Here is a 20,519-nt window from a genome sequence, read left to right on the forward strand (position 1 = left end):
TTAAGGCGCTGGATATTCTTTGATAGCAAACGCTGGTGTTGTTATACCTTTAATATCATCAAGTTCTATGGCAAAAACGCCGCCACTTAGCGGATAATCGCGCAGTTGTTGGTCACTCATGCCTTCACGAGCGCTCACTACATATAAGGTGCTTAAGTTTGGTCCGCCAAAGGCACATTTAGTGACATTAAGTGCTGGAATGGCAATCTGCCGTTCGAGTTTTCCCTCTGGCGTATAGCGGCTTACTCGAGCACCGTTATAATGGGCTACCCAAATGTGTTGCTCTGCGTCGATAGTGATTCCGTCGGGGTTGCCAAAGCTGCGGTCAATCTCCAGCCAAGGCTCTAATGTTGATGCATCACCATCATCAGTCAACTTGCTACGAAGAATGGTAAAGTTTTCGGTATCTACAAAATATCCGTAGCCCTGTTTATCACAGAAGGTTGGGCCATTGGTGACCCAGTATTGCTCACTTAATGAGCTAAGGCTAAGCGCTGGCGTTAAGCGGTAGAACTTTCCTGAGTCTTGCTTAATTTGGCAATCCATTGAACCTAACCAAAGATCACCATTTGGGGCAACCCAGGCATCATTAAGGCGGTTGTCTGGTAACTGAGGTTCTGGGTCTAGTAAAGGATAAACTGTTCCGTCGCGTAACAGTTTAACGCCGTCGGCATAGGTGGCGACAAAGGTGGTGCTTTCTCCGGGTATCTGGGTCGGTAAAACTGCGCTAATCATTGGCTTTTGCGACCAGCTTTGTTGCTCTCCTGAACTTGGCTGATAGCGGTGTAAAGTTTCTTTAAGAATGTCTACCCAATAGAGCGCTTGCTCTTGCTCTATCCATACTACGCCTTCGCCCAAACGTGCTTCGGCTGGCCAAATACATTCCACAGTATATTGCTTCGACATTCTTGTTCCTTTGCTAAACATGCCCACTGAATGGGATTATCTCATCTCATTAAACCCTTATCGATGGTAACACTTCGTAGCTTGGGGATGTTTTGTTTCATCGGGTTTCAGCATCTTTGTGAGTTAAGAACAGGTGGAGTTAAGAGGTGCTTGTAGAAGAGGGCGTTATTATTAAAAGCGCTTTAAACACTTGGCCGAACAGCTATAGCCGGCCAAGTGCTTTAACAGCTTATTTCGCTCGCTTAATGCCAATATCTTGGTAGTTAACTTGGCTAATGGCTAAACCCTGCCAGTTATCAAAGGCTCTAGCTTGGCTTGTTTTAGCTTGATAAAAATATGGTTGGCGTAAAGCGGCTTGTTCTGCAGGCATGGCAAAGTATAAACGGGCACTTTCGCCATTTAGTTGAGCGCTAGTGAGATAGGCGACGAGTGCATGCTCGAGCGCGTGGTAATCACTTTTCCAAAGATGAATTTTGAGCCCCTGATTGGCAACCGGATAGGTGCCGCCATCTTCGGCGATAAAACGTTCAAACCATTGTGGATAGGTATTGGCTAGGTAACGTTTAGCCTTAGGTTCGACTAAAGCTAGGCTTGCCGCTGCTTGGTCTAGTTCTGCATATTCCCACCAAATAGCTGGAGCGCCATTGGGCAGGCGACGCCATCCGCCTTCGCCTTGTTCAATAAAGGCGGCTTGCAAGGTGGCCTGAAGGCCTTGTTTGCTTTGGCTAACAAGTTGCTGTTGGCCTAAATACTCGGCGGCTAACCAACTCATCCACCAAGATTTAGCCGTGTGACCAAAATCATTATGCCGAGCAGAGTCCGGTTGGTAATTATCGCCATGCTTGGTTCCCCAAAAACGAAAATCATCGGGGCGCAAAAACTGCTGCGTGATGGTGTTAAGCAGTTTAGAAAGATCATTATCCCACTGGCTTTTGTGAGGTTCTGGTAGTAATGGCGATATTAGCAACATATAGGCGTTTATTTGGTCGAGTTGCGCCACAAGCTCAACTTCTTCTCCAGTACCGTTGGTGGATGCCGCATTTACCCAGCGCAAGCGCTGTTGTTGCTCGTCCCAATATTTATCAAATATGTAATCTTTAACTTTTAGTAAGTCATTGAGTACTGCTTTATCGCCAGTTAAGTAGTAGTAAAAGGCCATGCCTAATTGAGCGTAGGCAAGGTCTTGAGTGGTACGTTGTTTAGCTGAAAATTTTGATTGTCCGTTTTCGGTCACACTCACTACCGAGCCTTGCTCTTCTAATAAATGCGTGCGCAAATAGTCAACGCCAGCCTTGGCGAGTTGCAAGGCCTGTTTATCACCGGTGAGGTGAAAGATCACTCCGTAAACAAAGGTGTGCCTAGCCTGCATGCGGGTGTAGCTTTCTCCTAAATGGGGTTTCATCCAGCTGGGAGCTGCGTTGAGTTCATAACAGGGGCTAGCTTGAGTAAAAGCTGAGCCGTCGTTACAACGAAAAGTTGGAAAGTTACCCATCGGAGAGCCATGAGCATCTTGGTGTAACCAAAAAGGAGCCAGCTCGTTTTCTACGCTATCAAGCCAGCGTTGGGCAGAAGGGATTTGCAAATCGCCCGCTTGGGCATTGCCGTTAGCAATTAAACACACACTGAGTAATACTCGTTTCACAGTCTATTTCCTCAAGCTAAAACGCCATCGCTTAAGAGTTTATCTGAGCATTGATAGAAAAAATCAGTGTTAGTACACAGTTTTAGGTGACTTATTGATAGATAGGATGGTTGAAAGATAGGCGATAGCAATGCGCTATCGCCTATAAGGTTTACCCGCGTTGTTTCAACTGCTTAACACTGTTTTGAACACGTCGATAAAACTTGCCTAAGTCTCTATCGGAGGCTCGTCGCTCAGCTACGCTGGCGGCGTTAAACTGTTGCTCACGCATTAGTTTGTGGTAGTTAACTAAGCGCCTTTCATCTAATAAGCCCTGGCTTATGGCTTGCTGCACTTGGCAGCCGGGCTCACTGTTGTGTTGGCAATCGGCGAACTTACATTGCTCGGCGAGCTCAGTAATATCGTTGAAGGTGGCATTTACCCCTTCTTCACAATCGCTGAGTTGTAGCTCACGCATACCGGGAGTGTCTAGCAGTAAGCCGCCGTTCTCCATTAGATGCATTGAGCGCGCCGTGGTTGTGTGCCTGCCTTTACTATCGGCTTCTCTAATTTCCCCTGTTTGGCTAGTTTGTTCACCTAACAGCGTATTAATAAGGGTAGATTTACCCACCCCAGAAGAGCCCATAAAGGCAACCGTTTGGCCCTGCTTACACCAAGGGTTAAGTTTGGCCACCTCGTTGGCATCCAGCGAGTTGACTGCTTCAACCATTAACATGGGATCAAGCTTTTGTACTTGCTGGATAAAGCTGGGTACGTCGTTACAAGTATCGGCTTTAGTTAGCACCACCACTGGGTCTACTTTTGCTTCATTAGCTAAGGCCAAATAACGTTCAATACGGCTTAGATTAAAGTTATTGTTCAATGAACATACGATAAATACCGTGTCTACATTGGCGGCAATTAGCTGTAGTTCAGCACGGGTACCTACTGCCTTACGGCTAAATAAGGTAGCGGGTTCGAGTTGCTTTACAAATTTAGCCTCGGGAGTATTGGCTTGCTCTAACAATAACCAGTCACCTACGGCCATTTTAGGCATATTGGGGTGAATGGTGATGCGTTGTAAGCCAAGTTCACTGGCGACCAAATATTCACTGCGGTGCTGTTCAAATACGCGCGCAGCAGTGTACGAACTTAGTTCGTCTAAATTAAGTTGTTGTTGAAAAAAGGGTTTCCATCCAAGTTGAGATAGAGAAAAAGAAATACCCATTTGAGATTACCCCAAGCACAGTTGTGCTATAAAAAGAATATAGGGGTCGTTGTTACGCCCCGGTAATAACCGGGCTGAGCAGGAGTAACAGAGTTACGCTTGTTCCTGAGCCCGAGAAGGTGTGATTACAATCATTTTGTATCCTCGCTATTGACTAAAAATCGGCTAAATAATAGCAAATGATGTGAGCGAACCCCACAATTACTTGAATAACTATTGAGACAAATCAGGTCTTGGATCTTTAAGGCTTAACAGCCACACTGTTTAAAACGATCTTATGAATAACTGCGTATAGCTTATTAAAGCTTAATTACTAACACGAGCAAGAGAAGTGGAGTAGGGTATGCATTATTTTCGACCCGCACGTGAACGCGGAACTGTTGATTTAGGTTGGCTTAAAAGCCAGCACAGTTTTTCCTTTGCCAATTATTACGACCCCAAACACATGGGGTATTCAGTATTGCGAGTTATTAATCAAGATAGTGTTGCGCCCAGTAAGGGCTTTGACACCCATCAGCACAAAGACATGGAAATCATTTCCTACGTAACCCATGGTGCCGTTGAGCATAAAGATAGCATGGGTAATCGTTATCAAGTTCCTGCCGGTGATATTCAAGTCATGAGTGCAGGCACTGGGCTTAGCCATTCCGAGTTTAATTGCTCTGATGTTGATGACTTAGAGTTTTTGCAAATTTGGATTAAACCGCAGCAAACGGGTTTGGCTCCTGCCTATCAGCAAGCGCGGATTAGCCAAGGGGAATTACTAACCCCACTTGTCACTCCTGATGGCCGCGATGGTTCGCTAATTATGAATCAAGACGCTGCTCTCTATCGCCTTGCACTTAAGCCGAATAGCCAATTTGAATTAGAAGTGATGAAAGCGTGTGGCTATTTGCATGTGGTAAGCGGTGCAGCAAACTTGCAGCAAGCTTCTGGCAGTGCTTATACGGTTCGACCCGGCGATGGGGTAGGTGTATCAGGTGAAGAAGCCTTAAGCATAAAAACGGAAAGCTACGCCCTAGAAGCGCTTTGGTTTGATTTGCCCAGTGCCTGAACCGCGTAATTGGCAGATTTTATTATCCATTAAGTAATATCTATTTTTTAGTTAAATCCTTATGTATAGGCGGTGTTAGCGTTAACATTTGTTTATCTTGTTCACAAAAAAAACATAAGAACGTACAATTTTTCATCACTCATAATGATAGATTGCATTTTAACTTGGGCTTTTTCCTCTTACTGCTATGGTTGCGCTGCATATAAAAGCAACTACAGCAAACAACAAACAATTACTTGAGCTGTTAGGTGAGGGGTGTTCATAGCCTTAGCCAACACCTGCCACTCAGGGCCAACTATGTAAGAGGATAAATGGAATGATCTCAAATAAACCCGTGCTGGCTTTATTGAGCCTAGCGCTATGGTCGCCATTAAGTTCAGCAGAGTTACTACAAAAATTTGAGCTGGAAAATGGAAGTTTGTTACCCGGTTACTCAAGCGCAATTGATAGTCCGTTTAACGGTGTTGCAGCTTATGCAAACAATGATGGCGTGCAAGCAACAGCGCAAATTAGTAATACACCCGGCCAGTTTCGGTTAGATATAAGCGGCGCAAGTAGCGCCAATAATGCAGCGGGTATTAGTGTTTACCTTGATGATAAAAAAATTGGTGCAACAGAGTTTGTGGGCACTGCTGCATCGCTTGGTAGCTTTAGTTTTAAACTAGACTCGATGCCGCTTAATTCGAGCCTTTCGTTTAAATTAGAAACCGATGATGGCAGTAACGATACCTATTTAGATTGGTTTGAGCTGCATCGCGTAGGCGATATAGCTGCCTTGCCTGCGGCGCCAGTATTGCCAAGTGATGGGGCATACAATACCGGCGTATACCGCAATATGTTTGCCGAGCTAGGTTACTCAAAAGCTGAGGTTGAAGCACGTGTTCAAGCGGTATATGACCAGCTATTCCATAGTACTGATACCGCCAATAAAGCGATATTTATTCCGGTGGGTGATGATATGGCCTACATCTGGGATGTAGGCAACAACGATGTGCGTAGTGAGGGCATGTCTTATGGCTTGATGATGGCGGTGCAAATGAACCGCCAAGACGACTTCAACAAGCTTTGGAAATGGGCGCACACTTACTCACTAAACAAATCGGGTGTTAACAAAGGCTACTTTGCTTGGAAGGTAAGCACCGCCGGTGACGTACAAGATGCCTACCCAGCGCCCGATGGTGAAGAATACTTTGCCACAGCTTTGTTTTTTGCTTCTCACCGTTGGGGTGATGGCACAGGTATTTACAATTACAGCGCGCAGGCTAATCAGATCCTTGATGATATGTACGGTAACGGCGAGATGCGTTACAACAATCAAGGTCAGTTAGAAGAAATTAGTCTGTTTGATCACAATGAAAAACAAATTGTGTTCTCGCCAGCCACACCTTCCGACAGAAACTGGACAGACCCTTCCTACCATCTCCCTGCATTCTATGAGTTGTGGGCGCGTTGGGCGAATAACAACAATCAATTTTGGGCGGACATTGCTACTACCAGCCGCGCATTTTTGAAAACCACCGTTAACCCAGCCAATGGTTTAAGCCCTGATTATGCTTATTTTGACGGCACTCCGCATGGCGAGTTTCAAGCTTGGAAAACCACCTTCCAATATGATGCTTGGCGCACCGTTGGCAATGCCGCAATGGACTTTGCGTGGTGGCAAAAGGATCCCTGGCAAACTCAATATGTAAATAGCTTGCAAGCCTTCTTTAAGAGCGAAGGAATAGATTCTTACTCAAGCCTGTATGAGCTTAATGGTACGCCTTATCAAAACAATAGTGACCACTCTCCTGGTTTAGTGGCCATGAATGCTTTAGCTAGCTTAGCGGCTAACGATCAACAAGCTTGGGAGTTTGTGCAAGCCCTTTGGGATACTCCTGTACCTAGTGGTCAGTGGCGTTATTACGATGGCACCTTATATATGTTTGGCATGCTGGCATTAAGTGGTAACTATCAGATTTATTGCCCAGCTGGAGAATGTGATGCGGTTGTTCCACCTACCGAGAATAGATCTCCGGTGGCGGTAAATGACAGCGTCACAACTGCTCAAGATACGCCGCTAGTGGTTAGTGTTTTGCAAAATGACAGTGATCCTGATGGCGATGCCATTAGCATTGTGAGTTTCACTCAAGCAAGCAACGGCAGTGTTAGCCAAGTAGGTGATGGTTTAAGTTACTCTCCAAATAGCAATTACTCGGGCAGCGATAGCTTTAGCTATACCATTAGCGATGGGCAACTAGAAGCAAGTGCTACTGTGTCTGTTACGGTAACAGACACTACGGTGAATAATCCCCCTAGTGCCTGTTTTACTGTGAGCATCGACGCGGCAACAGTTGGTCAGTCAATCGATTTTGACGCTAGTTGCGCCAACGATGTAGACGGTGATGCGCTGAGTTATGCATGGAACTTTGGTGATAATAATGGCGCCACAGGGGCTACAGCTAGCCACAGTTACAGTGCTGCTGGTACTTATCAAGCAAGCTTAACGGTAAGCGATGGTAAGGGTGCTAGTGATGTTTATAGCGTAAGTATTGATGTTAGCAACTCAGATAATGGCCCTGGCGGCGCGGTGTGTAGCTACACGGTAGATAATGATTGGAATAGTGGCTTTGTGGCCAGTATTACTATTAGCAACCAAGGCACAACCGCGATAAATGGCTGGCAAGTGAGCTGGGCATACAGTGACGGATCTTCCGTTACTAGCAGCTGGAATAGCACGCTAACAGGCAGTCAGCCTTATGTGGCTAGCTCGTTATCTTGGAACTCGACCATTCAACCTGGGCAATCGGTGACCTTTGGTTTACAAGGCTCTAAAGGCACAGTAAACACACCAGCTGAAGTAGTCACACTTGGTGGCTCAAGCTGTAATTAAGCTAATTGATTAAAGCAAAACAATTTAAGAGAGGCATTAGCCTCTCTTTGGTTTTTAGCGCCTTAATGCAAAAATCCTTATCATAATTTTGTGGATGTTAACGTTAACTTTTTGTTAACCTTGTTCACATTTCTGTATGAAATTTGTACGTTATTTCTTTTCTCTTTCATGATCACTTCCATTCTGCCTTGGATAATCTTTGAGCGATGCTATGGTTTATGCTGCATTCAGCCTTTGCTCTAGTTACCAATACTAATATGAGCGATCTAATCGTTTAAAAACCAAATAATATTCGATGGCTGAACTGCGTTATTGCATAGATGAGGATAAAAGGAATGATCTTTAAAAGAACAGTATTAACGCTGTTAAGTATTGGAATGTTATCTCCAATATGTTCGGCCGAAGTACTACAAAAATTCGAAATGGAAAATGGCAGTTTACTGCCTGGTTATTCGGGGCTAATTGACAGCCCATTTAATGGTGTAGCTGCTTATGCCAATAATGATGGGCTTGAAACATCGGCTCAAATATCAAATGTTCCGGGTGAGTTTCGCCTTGATATTCGAGGAGCAAGTAGTGCCAATAATGCCGCTGGTATTAGCGTCTATCTCGGCGGCCAAAAGATCGGTGCTACAGAGTTTTCGGGGACGAGTGCCTCAGTAAATAGCATCAATTTTAAGCTCGATACTCAGCCAAGTTCGGCTAATCTTCAATTCAGGCTAGAAACCGATAACGGAAGTAATGACACCTTTCTCGACTGGTATGAGTTACACCGAGTCGGTGACATTGCACCGCTGCCTGATGCACCCGTTTTACCTAGCGCAGGTGCTTATGACACCGGTGTATATCGCAACATGTTCCAAGAGCTTGGTTACTCCAAAGCGGAAGTAGATGCCAAAGTACAAGCGGTCTACGACCAGCTATTCCATAGCAGTGATACGACTAACCAAGCGATTTTTATTCCGGTTGGCAACGACATGGCCTATATCTGGGATGTGGGCAACAACGATGTGCGTAGTGAAGGCATGTCGTACGGCATGATGATGGCAGTACAAATGGGCCGTCAGGATGACTTTAACAAGTTGTGGAAGTGGGCGCACACCTATTCGCTCAACAAATCGGGCAATAACAAAGGTTACTTTGCTTGGAAGGTGAGCACTTCAGGCAATATTCAAGATGCGAATCCGGCCCCCGATGGTGAAGAGTATTTTGTAACCGCCTTATTTTTTGCCTCTCACCTTTGGGGAGATGGCAGCGGTATTTTCAACTACAGCGCGCAAGCGAATCAAATCTTAAAAGACATGTATGGTAACGGCGAGACACGTTACAACAATCAAGGTCAGTTAGAAGAATTTAGTTTGTTCAACCATGCGGAAAAACAAATAGTGTTTTCTCCGGCTACACCAACCGACAGAAACTGGACCGATCCTTCATACCATCTGCCAGCATTTTATGAGTTGTGGGCGCGATGGGCCGACAATAATAATACGTTTTGGGCTGATTTAGCGGTCACCAGTCGAGCCTTCTTAAAAACAACGGTTAACCCTGCTAACGGTTTAAGCCCCGATTATGCTTATTTTGATGGCACGCCACATGGTGATTTCCAAAACTGGAAAGATACCTTCCAATACGATGCTTGGCGCACCGTGGGCAACGCAGCAATGGACTTCGCTTGGTGGCAAGCCGACCCTTGGCAAACTACCTACGTAAATAGTCTGCAGAGCTTCTTTAAGAGTGAAGGTATCGATTCTTACGCGAGTTTGTATGAATTAGATGGAACGCCTTATCAAAACAATTCTGATCATTCCCCAGGCTTAGTAGCCATGAATGCTATGGCGAGTTTGGCCTCTAACAACCAACGTTCATGGGAGTTTATTCAAGCTTTTTGGGATACTCCTGTACCTAGCGGCAAATACCGCTACTACGACGGTACCTTGTATATGTTTGGCATGTTGGCACTAAGTGGCAACTATCGAATTATTTGTCCAGCGGGTGAGTGTGATGTAGTTACCCCTCCACCATCTGGTGGGAATAACCCTCCAAACGCCAATAACGACAGCAGCACGACCACCGAGGATACCGCAGTAAGCATTGCGGTACTGCAAAATGATAGCGATGCCGACGGTGATGCTTTATCTATTACCAGTTATACCCAAGCGGGCAACGGCAGCGTTAGCCAAGTTGGTGATTCGTTAAATTATTCCCCTAACAGTGGTTTTGTTGGCAGCGATAGTTTTAGTTACACCATTAGTGATGGCCAAGCCAGCGCTAGCGCAACGGTGACTATAACTGTTACAGCTAATGATAATGGAGGCACACCGCCTACAGAGGGAGAATTACTTGAGCAAGTTGAGTTGGAAACTGGGGTGATTACACCGTCTTATCGCCAACCTATTACGTCACCATACGCTGGCGTTATTCTTTACGGAAATGGTGAAGCGGTAACGGTTAGCAGCAGTAACTTAGCAGCAGGCGACTATAGCTTGGTGATTAATGGCTCATCCAGCAATAACACAGCTGCGGGTATTAGTGTTTATGCCGACAATGTAAAAGTAGGGACAGCTAGCTTTATTGGTACCAGCAGAACCGAGCAAACGATTGGTTTTAGTTTAACTAGTGCAGCAAGCTCACTTAAATTTGTATTAGAAACCGATGTTGGGCAAAACGATACCTTGCTCGATTGGTACCAGCTATATAGCGGCAGCACTGGTGGGGGTAATCCGAGCACACCTAGTGAAGTGCTCATTCAAGCAGAAGACTATAGCCAATATTACGATACCACTAGTGGCAATGCGGGTGGCAGTTACCGTAGTGACGATGTAGATTTACAAATCACTTCCGATGTAGGTGGCGGTTATAACCTTGGTTGGACCGCAGCAGGGGAGTGGCTCGAGTATTCGGTTAATTTGCCTGCAGGCAGCTATAACATCGAGTTTAGAGTAGCTTCTAATCCAGGTGGCGGGCGTTATAGCTTAGAGGCCGATGGTCAAACTGTAGTCTCGGCTAGTGACGTGGCGGCTACCGGTGGTTGGCAAAACTGGGTGAGCCAGAACAAAACCAACATAGCGCTAAGCGGTGGTGCCCAAACCCTTCGTTTTAATGTTTTGCAGGGTAACTTTAATCTAAATTGGATTAAAATCTCTCCCGCAAACTAAACGATATTGACTGATATGGCAGCGTCAGCTGCCATATTTCTATACTTATCATTAATGTGAATTGTATCGTCGCAAATCTCACTTTCTATTCGGCAGCTTCCAAGTAATAGACTACTCTTTTAGTGAGCATTTAAGCCAAGTAGCTCTCCACTTCTTGCAGTAAATCATCAGCTTAAATGCCCGTTGAAATTACACATCAGACTTGGATAAAGGAATATGCTGAGCCGAATCACCGCTGCAATTGGAGCGATATTAAGTTTACTGCTAACTGTTAACGCTTGGTCTCAATCTCAAGTTGAAGAGTTTACTCAACAAGAAAAACAATGGATTGCTGAGAATACGGTTGTATCGGTGGCCCCCGATGCAAACTTCTACCCCTATGCATTTATAAACCTTCAAGGTGATTTTGATGGAGTGACTCGCTCGTACCTTGATGTTATTGAAGAAATTTCTGGGCTTCGTTTCGATTACAAATTGGGTATGCAATGGAAAGACATGTTGCAGGGCCTAAAAAGCGGCGAGTTCTCGTTGATTCCAATGATGTACTTAGACTCAGCCAAACAAGACTTTGTTAATTACTCGCATCCATTTTTGCTACACACCGAATATGTCTTTACCCAAAGCGACGTTCCTACTATTGCCAGTGTTGATGATTTAGCCGGAAAAGTGGTTGCCATTGTTGAAGGGTTTGAGCAAGTAAATTGGTTAAAAACAAACTTTCCCCAGCTGAAGTTTAAAACCTATCCTGAGCTATCGCATACGTTACAAGCAGTGGCCGACGGTGAAGCCTACGCAGCTATTGCCGAGCTGAGTTCCGCGCTGTATATCAAAAACAAGTTGCGTTTAAGCAACATTAAAAATAACTCTGTGGTGTTGGGGCGGAAAAACATTCCTATTCATATGGGCTTGGCTAAACACTCTCCTGTATTGCTATCCATCATCGACAAATCAATCAAAAAAATAGACATCGCCACCCGCAACAAAATTCGTGGGCGTTGGTTAACAGACAGTTCGTCTCAGCAGTTGCTGCCGGGAGCATTTGGTTTTGGCCGCCCCCCCTACATGTATGATCAAAGTTCTGAAGTGGGCCTAGAGCTGGAAATTGTTCGCGAAGTCTTATCCTCTATTGGTTATCAGTTAGGAGATATAGAACAAATTCCTACTGTGCGGGCTCATGAAATATTAAGTGAGGATCAAAGCTTAGATTTTTCAGCTGGCTTAGTGGCAAAAGAAGATGGTGAGCTATTTTATTCCGATAACATTGTGCAGTTTCACAATGTGGCATTAACCCGTAAAACCGACCAGCTAAATATTACTAAGGTCTCTCAGCTTGCTGAGTTTAGCGTAACGGCTTTTGAGGGCGCATCTGAGGTGCTAGGTAAGCCCTTAGCCGGCGTTGCTAAGGTATCATCGAGCTATCAAGAATATGGTGTTCAAGAGCAATCCTTGGAGCAGTTTTTTTCTGGCAATGCTCAAGTGGTTATTGCAGACCAAAGCTTACTGGAATGGACGATAAAACATTCGGGATTAACGGCCTTACTGCAGAGTGATTTTGTGGTTCACGACATTTTTGAGCAAGCCGACGTGGGTTACGCCGTTGCTTTTAGAAATGATTATTATCGTGACATCTTTAATCAAGCTTTACAGGAGTTTAAGCAAAGTACTGATTACTCCAAATTGAACGACTTATACGCCAAGTCAGACTTTAGCAATCAAATAAAGCGCGCCAGTTTGTTGAGTGATCTGCTTGCGCCACATATTTTCAATGATGACCTTAAAATCATTAAACATATCGTGGGTGTTTTTCAGAAAAACTCGAATATAAAAGCCATTGTTGTTAGCTCCGACTCCCCACCTAAGGTGATATTTAAAGCTCAAGAAATAGACGGTCAACTAAAAGAGGTTGACGTGCTGCAAATTAGCCACCTGAGTAAGCTGTCTAAAGAGAGCTACTTTGTGCATAACAACAACCCCGATAAAGTCGGAGAGGTTATTCTGTATTTTGAGGCTACAAGCTCCTCGCAAATTGGTAGCCCCAGCATTCCAAATATCAGTCGATTTACTTTATTAAACGAAGAGCAAACAGCCGATCTAAGAGACAGTTACGAGCGCCATCAATTATCTGGTCAGCAAATAAATTTCACCAAAGAAGAATTAGCCTGGATGGCCGACAATCCTGAAGTTGCGGTAGCTGTTGATCCTTCTGCCTTACCTTATGAAGCCTTCGATGAAGGTGGCAACTACATTGGGATAGTGGCTGATTATTTGCAGCTATTAAGTGTGAGCACGGGTTTAACGCTTAAACCAGTGCCTGTCGAGAGTTGGCAAGATTCTCTTAAGTTGATTCAAAATCGCGAGGTAAAGCTAGTATCTGCGGCACTTAATAATAAGTGGTTAGAGTTAGATTATCACCCTGCGCTGCCTTTGGTGGAAAGCGAGTTGGCCTACATGGGTTTAGAGCGAGATGGCTTTTTTGGTTCAGCTGAGCAGTTGGCGGGTAAGAAAATAGGCATTATAAAAGGAGCTTCGCAAACCCGCAGTATTGTTAATCGTTATCCCGATATTGACTGGCAATACCCAGAGAACACCGAGCAAGGGTTTATCGCTGTGGCCGATGGTGAATATCACGGCATGGTCGATAGCTTGTTGGTGCTTAACTACCTGATTCAAACGCGCGGTTACAGCCAGATGGCAATCGCGGCTGACTTTGACCGAGAGATTGTATCTACGTTGTTTGTGATTAAGTCAGAGCCTTTGTTACATAGCATCATTAATAAAGCGATTGATGCCGTAACCCAACAGCAAAGTGATGACATTACTTTAAGCTGGGTACCTAACAAACTGGTTGAAAAAGTAGACTACGGCTTGGTTACTCAAATTTCTATGGGTGCCTTGGTATTAATATTTTTAACGCTGTTTTGGAACCGAAAGCTGGCCTCACATATCAAAGCCAGAGAGTTAGCAGAGCAAAAAATCCAACAACGTGAGCAGCTGCTGTTCGATATGCTCAATGCTGCGCCTATTGGGGTGGCCATTGTACAAAATAATAAAACCGTTTTTTCTAATAAAACCTGCCGTGACATGTTTGGTGTGGCTGCAAACGAACTAGATGATTTTCAAGTTACCAATATTTATTGTGATATTAGCCAGCGCGATGAATGCTACAGAAAATTGGCCTTGGGAGAGGAAGTTGCCAATGTTGAAATGAGTTTTAAACGCACCGATGGTAGCCAATTTATCGGCTCGGCTAACTACTTAAATACCCAGTTTAAAGACCAACCCGCGGTATTGTTTTGGTGTTACGACATTAGTGAGCTTAAAGATCTGAATAATCAGCTGAGCTTGGCCATTGATGAAGCCGACAATGCCAACAAAGCTAAATCTGATTTCTTGGCTAATATGAGCCATGAGATTCGTACCCCAATGAATGCCATTATTGGCATGACTCACTTGGCGCTAAATGCGGAGCTGGACCGCAAAACTCGCGGTTATCTAAATAAAGTTTCTCATGCTGCGGCTTCGTTGCTTGGGATCATTAACGATATTCTCGATTTCTCGAAAATTGAAGCTGGCAAACTAGACATGGAATGCTTAGATATTAGCATTCAAGATATCTTGCAAAACCAGCTCAACTTAATCGAATTAAAGGCTCAAGATAAAGGGGTTGAGGTGCTCACAGTGGTCGAGCCTTCGGTGCCGCATAACCTAATGGGCGATCCGCTTCGCTTAGGGCAAATATTCACTAATTTGGCCAGCAATGCGATTAAGTTTACAGAGCAGGGCGAAATTGCTTTCTCAGTTAAATTATTGGAACAGCAAACTAACCGTGCCAAATTGCAGTTTTCGGTGCGCGACACCGGCATTGGTATCTCGCCCGAGCAACAACAAAAACTGTTTCAATCATTCACTCAGGCAGATGCCTCTACCACCCGTCAATACGGCGGAACCGGCTTAGGTTTAACTATTTGTAAGCGATTAGTTGAGCTAATGGAAGGTGAGATTTGGCTAGAGAGCGCCTTGGGTGAGGGCACCGAGTTCTTGTTTACTGCATGGTTTAAGCTAAACCATGAACGGCCTGCCATGCGCAGTGCAATTAGCCCAACTAGCTTAGAAAATATGTGCATTTTAGTGGTGGATGATAATGAAAGTGCGGCTGAAATTATGGCCTCTATCGTGTCGTCTTTTAGCCCAGAAGTTAGCGTGGTACATGCTGGCTCAGAAGCGCAGGCCTTAGTGGCTAAACATCCTAACAAATTTGACGTAGCCATTGTTGATTGGAACATGCCAGATATGGACGGCGTGGCCACTTGTGAAGCAATTCGCCAAGAAGCTGGCAGTCATCCGGTTAAATTTATTATGGTGTCGGCGTATGACCATGCCCGCTTTAAAGCGCAAAGTGAAGATGCTGGCGTTAGTGCATATTTAGCTAAACCGATTACGGCTTCGGAAGTCTTTAACGCTATAGCTGAAGTAAGTGGGCGCGATGTTGCCTTGTATACGCCACTAGCCAAACTTAGCGACAAACTTACTTTAGCTAAACAAAAGTTGCAGGGCGCACATGTGCTGTTGGTGGAAGATAACGAGTTAAATCAAGACTTAGCCATAGAGCTACTTAACAGCATAGGGGTAAGTTGCGAGTTAGCAGAAAACGGCAAGTTAGCTATAGAGAAGCTACATCAAAGTGCTTTTGATGGGGTATTGATGGATATCCAAATGCCGGTTATGGATGGCTACACTGCCACCCAAAAGATCCGAGAGTTTGATTTAGAACTGGTGATTATCGCCATGACCGCGAACGCCATGAGTGGCGATAGAGAGCGAGTGATAAGCGCTGGCATGAACGATTACATCAGCAAACCGATAGATGTTGAGGCTATGATAAACACCATGGCCGAGTGGATTAGCGCTTCTGGTTTGCAACAAACAGCACCTGTTAGTGCGCAGGAAGAACCAGTGCCTTCGGGGATTACCGAAGGCTTAAACCCCGAAATTATCGATCAGGCTGCTGGTTTAGCAACGTGTAATGGCAACGCCAACTTATACTTCAAACTGCTGAATAAATTTAGTATTAACCAGCGCAGTTTTGCGGAACAGTTTGAGCAAGCTTGCGGTGAATCAGACTGGGTATTAGCTACTCGTTTAATACATACTCTAAAAGGCAACGCTGGGAATATTGGAGCGCTTTCATTGCAAGCTGCAGCTGCCGAACTTGAAGCAGTTGCTGCCAGTATCTTGTCGGCAGAGGGCAGCAACAGTTATAAAAATAGTCACGAACGGATCCAGTCTTTATTGTCAGATGTAAGTACTTTGCTAGAGCTGGTCTTTCAAGAAATAGACTTGTTATTGCCTAAAGGCACTACTCATGAGATAGCTGAAGACGATAGCCAACAACAAAATAATCTGCAGCAACTTAAGGCTGAACTGAGCACCCTAGAAGCACAGTTGGAAGAGTGCGACGTTGATGCAGTAGAGCGAATCGATGAACTAGCAGAGCTTGCTTTTCCGCCCGAGGTGAAAAAGCAATTGTTGGGCATTAACAAGGCCGCAGCTGAGTATGACTTTGAAGCTGCGAGTGAGCAGTTGCAGAGCTTAAAGTCACTTCTCAGTTGATGCATATCATGAGAACCAGTGTTTCTGCTGCAAGCGCTCGATTATTCGCTTAGGCTAGGGGCTGTTTATCTTTCGCGATTAAATTTTGTTCGTGAAAAAATCGTTTTAGGCGCGGCAAGGAGTGTGTAGCCTAGCATTCTAAGTAAACAGGCCTTAACAAAGCATAAAACGATTTTAGCCGAACCCTTCGGGCAGCGTTTGTGGCTTATTTCTACTGCGTTATCAGCTTCTCATGTAGGCTCACTACACATCAAAGCTTCTGCCTTGTATAAATAGTCCACAAACAGCTGCAAAAATCAGCTCGAAAGATAAACAGCCCCTAGTAAATCGCATTTGGAAAAGGATAAACCAATGATTAAGCCATTTTGCCTCAGTGTTGTCGCAACGCTTAGTGTGCTAGTGAGTTTGCCAGCGGCAGCATTTCCACAAGCTTCGGTGTCATCTAATCAGCAATTATTTGCTCAGTCGATTATTTATCATTCACTAAGTGGCCTTTGCGCAGCAAAACCTGGAAACAAAAGCTTAACCGGTGATTTTCAAGCCTGGCGATTGGGTAATCAAGAAGCAATTAAATTAGGACGAGAAGAAGTTGCCGCTATGGCTCAACAGCAGGATAAACCGATGGATTCGGTGGTGTCTAACCTAGTTCACGTTGCGGAGCAGGAGTGGGGCCAACTTGATAGCCAACAGCGTCAGCAAAAATGCCAAACCTTGCAGGCTTTTCTTACTCAAGCTGAGGCTACTGTTCACTAAGTTGAGAGTAAGGCCCGTTTAGCCAATTCGCTCTCACGGGCAGTAAGACTTAGATAGAGGCTAACTGATAGTGCGGGGTAATTTGGCTTTTAGCTATATGCTCTGCAACATCTAAACCACGCAAAAAGCCGTGTTGTGTGACCAGTACGGTTTTAAAACCCATCGCATTGCCACCCAGTATATCGGTATGCAGAGTATCGCCAATCATCGCTATGCGCTGCGGATTTACTCCACCATAGCTTTGTTTTATTCGGCTGAGTGCTTCTTCAAATATTGGCGCATAAGGTTTACCAAAACAACGAACGTTAGGGTACAGCTCTTTAGGCAGGGTAAGGGTAAAACTACCCGGCTCTTGTGATACACCATCTTCCAGGGGCGCAATTAGGTCAGAGTTGCCCACCCACACTCTGCGAGGGTTGTGATTAAGCTCGGTAATAAAACGCTGTTGCAAGCTTTCGTTCCAAGCCTGCCCACTTAAAAATAAAAACTCTTCGGCTTGCCAAAACTCTTGGTCCTCTGGGTATAAACAAGGGCGTTGAATATCTAAGCGAAACTCAGGGAGGGTGATTACCCCTAAGCGTGAGTTGCTGTGTAAATCCATGTATTGCAGTAATACTTCTCGGCTGTTTACGATCTCTTGGTCACTAAAATCAAAACCAAGTCGAACAAACTTGTCGAACAGTTGCTGCTTGTTTTGGGTTGCGGCATTGGTGACTACCATTACTACTTTGCCAGCTTGTCGTAACTTATCGATTTGCTGCTTAGCCCCATCTATCGCTGTTCCACCAACGTTTAGTACGCCGTAGGCATCAAATAAGAAAACATCAACATCGTCTACGATATCCGTAATGTTGTTAATGGTTTGACACTTCTCTACCGGAACATTTTTAGGCATACGCTCAGGAATGCTTAAATAGGCGTCAAATGCCTCAGATGGGCTGTAAAACATGGAAAAACCTCAGCAAAAAATAGAGCGCTACTTTGGCAGGTTTTAGCAAAGAATTAAATACCAAACTTAGCTGTTGTATGCTGAACAACTAAGATGGTTTGTAAAGCCGATTCGACGCAAGGAGTAAAGCCGTGGATTACCAACAATTTAACCAGTTTTGTGGTGATTTAGCTGCCAGCACTTACATTGTGCAATGGGGCAACGCTCATGTTTGGAAAGTTGGTGGAAAAGTGTTTGCGATTGGCGGATGGGAAAAACTTAATCAGCCGGCGTTTACATTTAAAACCTCAGAACTCAATTTTGAGTTTCTCCGTGAAGAACCGGGTTATCGGCCTGCTCCCTATATGGCCTCGCGTGGTATGAAGTGGATCCAGTTATATCAAAGTGAGCCGGCTTTTGATGAGCAACTTATATACTACCTCACTGAATCTCATCGCATTGTTTCTCTTGGCCTAACCAAAAAACTACAGAAAGAACTGGGTTTAAAATGAATGTTTACATGATGTCGATTTTATTAGTCACACTGAAATTCTTTCACATGTTATTTATTTGTTAATAATCGGGGTGGCTTCGATTTTTATTCTCAATTTTTCGAATTTATTTGTTAAAAATAAAATTATTACTTGTCTTTAGGTGTTTAGTTATTTCTGTTTATTTACTCTGTGATATATTCTCGAATTACTTAACAAACTGGATGTTTCTATGAAAAGTGTACATTACCGAATAGGTTTACCTGTTATCGGCTTGCTATTTCTTTCTGCATGTTCTACTCAATCCCCGCAAGTTGAATCTAAAGAGAATCAGAATTCTCAACAGCAGCAGCTTGAAGCTCAAAACCAAACTTTGGCTAAGCCTGCACAGCCTTTACTTAAAAGGAAAGTGGCATTAGGTCGTATAACTAATGAAACCATTTATGGTAAGAGTTTGCTGAGAGACTCAAAGGGTGATGTGTTAGGTAAGCAAGTAACTGATATGTTGTCAAAGGCTTTAACAGAATCAGGTAGTTATTTGGTATTTGAACGCCCCGACATCGAACGTTTAAAGGATGAAGCAGAACTCACAGGTGAAAGTATTGAATTAATCGGCGTTGATACGCTGATTATTGGCTCTTTAACTGAATTTGGCAGAAAAACAGAGGGCGAGTCGGGGTTCTTATCTTCTACAAAGACTCAAGTTGCTCACGCGAAAGTTGACTTACGCTTAGTTGATTCGAAAACAGGTCATGTCTATCACTCACTTTCTGGTGCCGGCCAAGCTTCTACCGAATCAGCTTCAGTTGCAGGTTTTGGCTCTAAAGCTTCCTATGATGGAACACTCAATGATTTAGCTATCTCAAATGCAATCTCTGACGCCGTAAATAAATTGACTGCTCAAATTCAAAAAAGGCCTTGGAAAACAGATATTTTAGCGATTGAAGATGGCTTAGTTTATGTCAGCGGCGGTAAAAGCCAGGGGGTTCGTGAAGACATGGAGTTCAGCATTGTTACAAAAGGCAAGGAAATAAAGTCTAAGCAAACAGGGTTCCTAGTAACGCTCCCAGGTAAGAAAATTGGGGCCATTAAAGTTATTCAATTATTCGGAGAAAGCGAAACCAATGAGGGTGCAATAGCAGAGGTCGTTGAAGGCTCGATTGATAATTTAGATATTACTACTGTTGATATCATGGAGATAAAGTAATGATGAAAGCTACCGTATTTGTTTTATTGTTTAGTTTTCTTGGTTTAGCTGGTTGTGTTCAAATGCCTACTACTACGAGCACAACTGTTGACAACCGTCCGCAGTTATCTTTTATTGCTGCGTCGGATAATGTTGTTCTTAGCGAGTATAGAGTGTGGGTTGATGGTTTGGAATCTGGATTGGCTTCCGATTATAAGGCGGACTCAGCAGCGCTGCGACTATTGCCGGGTTCCCATGTTATTGAGCTAAAAAGAAATGAAGAGGTGATCCTTAAAGAAAAGATTTACCTAGGTGATGGAGTAACTAAACAGGTGGTTGTTAACTAATGAAGTTTCTTAAACTAGGCGTGATTTTGATTACAACAATTCTTGCTGGCTGCGCATCTACACAAACGACCTTATATGATTGGGGAGGGTATGATGAAGGTATATATGAGTACTACTATGATCCAGTGGAAGCTGCTAGTTTTCCTGAGTTGGTTGAAGCTCACATTGTCCAGCTTGAAAGTAATAGTCAAACACCTGCTCCTGGCCTTTATGCGGAGGTTGGAACGTTTAAATTAAAGACGGGCGATATTGAAAACGCAATTACTTATTATAAAAAAGAAGCTTCGACTTGGCCGGAGAGTAAAGCGTTGATGGATGCTATTGTTCAAAACTTAGAAAGACAAACTGATACAGAAGAGAAAAACTAA

General features: G+C 44.2%; 13 protein-coding genes. 9 read left to right on the plus strand and 4 right to left on the minus strand.

Annotation, left to right across the window (positions count from 1 at the left end):
- The 3 genes from K5620_RS05335 to rsgA all read right to left on the minus strand — a co-directional run bounded on the left by K5620_RS05335 (nucleotide 1) and on the right by rsgA (nucleotide 3,755).
- Nucleotides 1-906, minus strand: coding sequence for an SMP-30/gluconolactonase/LRE family protein (locus K5620_RS05335; RefSeq protein WP_016400920.1), 906 nt, complete (start codon nucleotides 904-906; stop codon nucleotides 1-3).
- A 229-nt stretch (nucleotides 907-1,135) separates the two neighbouring features.
- On the minus strand, nucleotides 1,136-2,548 hold the full coding sequence (locus K5620_RS05340; RefSeq protein WP_016400922.1) for an AGE family epimerase/isomerase: 1,413 nt from the start codon (nucleotides 2,546-2,548) through the stop codon (nucleotides 1,136-1,138).
- A gap of 151 nt (nucleotides 2,549-2,699) precedes the next feature.
- Nucleotides 2,700-3,755, minus strand: coding sequence for a ribosome small subunit-dependent GTPase A (rsgA, locus tag K5620_RS05345; RefSeq protein ID WP_016400923.1), 1,056 nt, complete (start codon nucleotides 3,753-3,755; stop codon nucleotides 2,700-2,702).
- A gap of 343 nt (nucleotides 3,756-4,098) precedes the next feature.
- Here rsgA and K5620_RS05350 point away from each other — a divergent pair, with 343 nt between their 5' ends.
- The 5 genes from K5620_RS05350 to K5620_RS05370 all read left to right on the plus strand — a co-directional run bounded on the left by K5620_RS05350 (nucleotide 4,099) and on the right by K5620_RS05370 (nucleotide 17,199).
- On the plus strand, nucleotides 4,099-4,809 hold the full coding sequence (locus tag K5620_RS05350) for a pirin family protein (RefSeq protein WP_016400924.1): 711 nt from the start codon (nucleotides 4,099-4,101) through the stop codon (nucleotides 4,807-4,809).
- A 316-nt stretch (nucleotides 4,810-5,125) separates the two neighbouring features.
- Nucleotides 5,126-7,681: a glycosyl hydrolase family 8 gene (locus K5620_RS05355; RefSeq protein WP_016400925.1), complete on the plus strand. Its 2,556-nt coding sequence runs from the start codon at nucleotides 5,126-5,128 to the stop codon at nucleotides 7,679-7,681.
- A gap of 335 nt (nucleotides 7,682-8,016) precedes the next feature.
- The gene (locus K5620_RS05360; protein ID WP_016400926.1) at nucleotides 8,017-10,836 is read left to right on the plus strand and encodes a glycosyl hydrolase family 8; all 2,820 of its coding nucleotides are present in this window, start codon (nucleotides 8,017-8,019) and stop codon (nucleotides 10,834-10,836) included.
- Between the two features lie 216 nt (nucleotides 10,837-11,052).
- A complete protein-coding gene (locus K5620_RS05365; protein ID WP_016400927.1) occupies nucleotides 11,053-16,446 on the plus strand; it encodes a response regulator in 5,394 nt (1,797 codons plus the stop codon).
- A 351-nt stretch (nucleotides 16,447-16,797) separates the two neighbouring features.
- On the plus strand, nucleotides 16,798-17,199 hold the full coding sequence (locus tag K5620_RS05370; RefSeq protein ID WP_016400928.1) for a hypothetical protein: 402 nt from the start codon (nucleotides 16,798-16,800) through the stop codon (nucleotides 17,197-17,199).
- A 49-nt stretch (nucleotides 17,200-17,248) separates the two neighbouring features.
- Here K5620_RS05370 and K5620_RS05375 read toward each other — a convergent pair whose 3' ends face one another.
- Nucleotides 17,249-18,148, minus strand: coding sequence for an HAD-IIA family hydrolase (locus K5620_RS05375; RefSeq protein ID WP_016400929.1), 900 nt, complete (start codon nucleotides 18,146-18,148; stop codon nucleotides 17,249-17,251).
- 131 nt (nucleotides 18,149-18,279) lie between these two features.
- Between K5620_RS05375 and K5620_RS05380 the strand changes: the two genes are divergently transcribed.
- The 4 genes from K5620_RS05380 to K5620_RS05395 all read left to right on the plus strand — a co-directional run bounded on the left by K5620_RS05380 (nucleotide 18,280) and on the right by K5620_RS05395 (nucleotide 20,519).
- On the plus strand, nucleotides 18,280-18,639 hold the full coding sequence (locus K5620_RS05380; RefSeq protein ID WP_016400930.1) for an MmcQ/YjbR family DNA-binding protein: 360 nt from the start codon (nucleotides 18,280-18,282) through the stop codon (nucleotides 18,637-18,639).
- 211 nt (nucleotides 18,640-18,850) lie between these two features.
- Nucleotides 18,851-19,825 carry a CsgG/HfaB family protein gene (locus K5620_RS05385; protein WP_016400931.1) on the plus strand — a complete coding sequence of 325 codons (975 nt, stop codon included), beginning with the start codon at nucleotides 18,851-18,853 and terminating at the stop codon, nucleotides 19,823-19,825.
- Nucleotides 19,825-20,151, plus strand: coding sequence for a hypothetical protein (locus K5620_RS05390; protein ID WP_016400932.1), 327 nt, complete (start codon nucleotides 19,825-19,827; stop codon nucleotides 20,149-20,151). The genes K5620_RS05385 and K5620_RS05390 overlap by 1 nt, the downstream gene beginning before the upstream one ends.
- A complete protein-coding gene (locus tag K5620_RS05395) occupies nucleotides 20,151-20,519 on the plus strand; it encodes a DUF4810 domain-containing protein (RefSeq protein WP_016400933.1) in 369 nt (122 codons plus the stop codon). The genes K5620_RS05390 and K5620_RS05395 overlap by 1 nt, the downstream gene beginning before the upstream one ends.

Origin of the sequence: Agarivorans albus (genome assembly GCF_019670105.1) — a bacterium.
GTDB classification, from domain to species: Bacteria; Pseudomonadota; Gammaproteobacteria; order Enterobacterales; family Celerinatantimonadaceae; genus Agarivorans; species Agarivorans albus.

What these genes read in the sequence shown, in the direction of transcription:
- K5620_RS05335 (WP_016400920.1), bottom strand. Translation starts at nt 906, where the DNA reads ATGTCGAAGCAATATACTGTGGAATGTATTTGGCCAGCCGAAGCACGT.
- rsgA (WP_016400923.1), bottom strand. Translation starts at nt 3,755, where the DNA reads ATGGGTATTTCTTTTTCTCTATCTCAACTTGGATGGAAACCCTTTTTT.
- K5620_RS05350 (WP_016400924.1), top strand. Translation starts at nt 4,099, where the DNA reads ATGCATTATTTTCGACCCGCACGTGAACGCGGAACTGTTGATTTAGGT.
- K5620_RS05355 (WP_016400925.1), top strand. Translation starts at nt 5,126, where the DNA reads ATGATCTCAAATAAACCCGTGCTGGCTTTATTGAGCCTAGCGCTATGG.
- K5620_RS05360 (WP_016400926.1), top strand. Translation starts at nt 8,017, where the DNA reads ATGATCTTTAAAAGAACAGTATTAACGCTGTTAAGTATTGGAATGTTA.
- K5620_RS05365 (WP_016400927.1), top strand. Translation starts at nt 11,053, where the DNA reads ATGCTGAGCCGAATCACCGCTGCAATTGGAGCGATATTAAGTTTACTG.
- K5620_RS05370 (WP_016400928.1), top strand. Translation starts at nt 16,798, where the DNA reads ATGATTAAGCCATTTTGCCTCAGTGTTGTCGCAACGCTTAGTGTGCTA.
- K5620_RS05375 (WP_016400929.1), bottom strand. Translation starts at nt 18,148, where the DNA reads ATGTTTTACAGCCCATCTGAGGCATTTGACGCCTATTTAAGCATTCCT.
- K5620_RS05385 (WP_016400931.1), top strand. Translation starts at nt 18,851, where the DNA reads ATGAAAAGTGTACATTACCGAATAGGTTTACCTGTTATCGGCTTGCTA.
- K5620_RS05390 (WP_016400932.1), top strand. Translation starts at nt 19,825, where the DNA reads ATGATGAAAGCTACCGTATTTGTTTTATTGTTTAGTTTTCTTGGTTTA.
- K5620_RS05395 (WP_016400933.1), top strand. Translation starts at nt 20,151, where the DNA reads ATGAAGTTTCTTAAACTAGGCGTGATTTTGATTACAACAATTCTTGCT.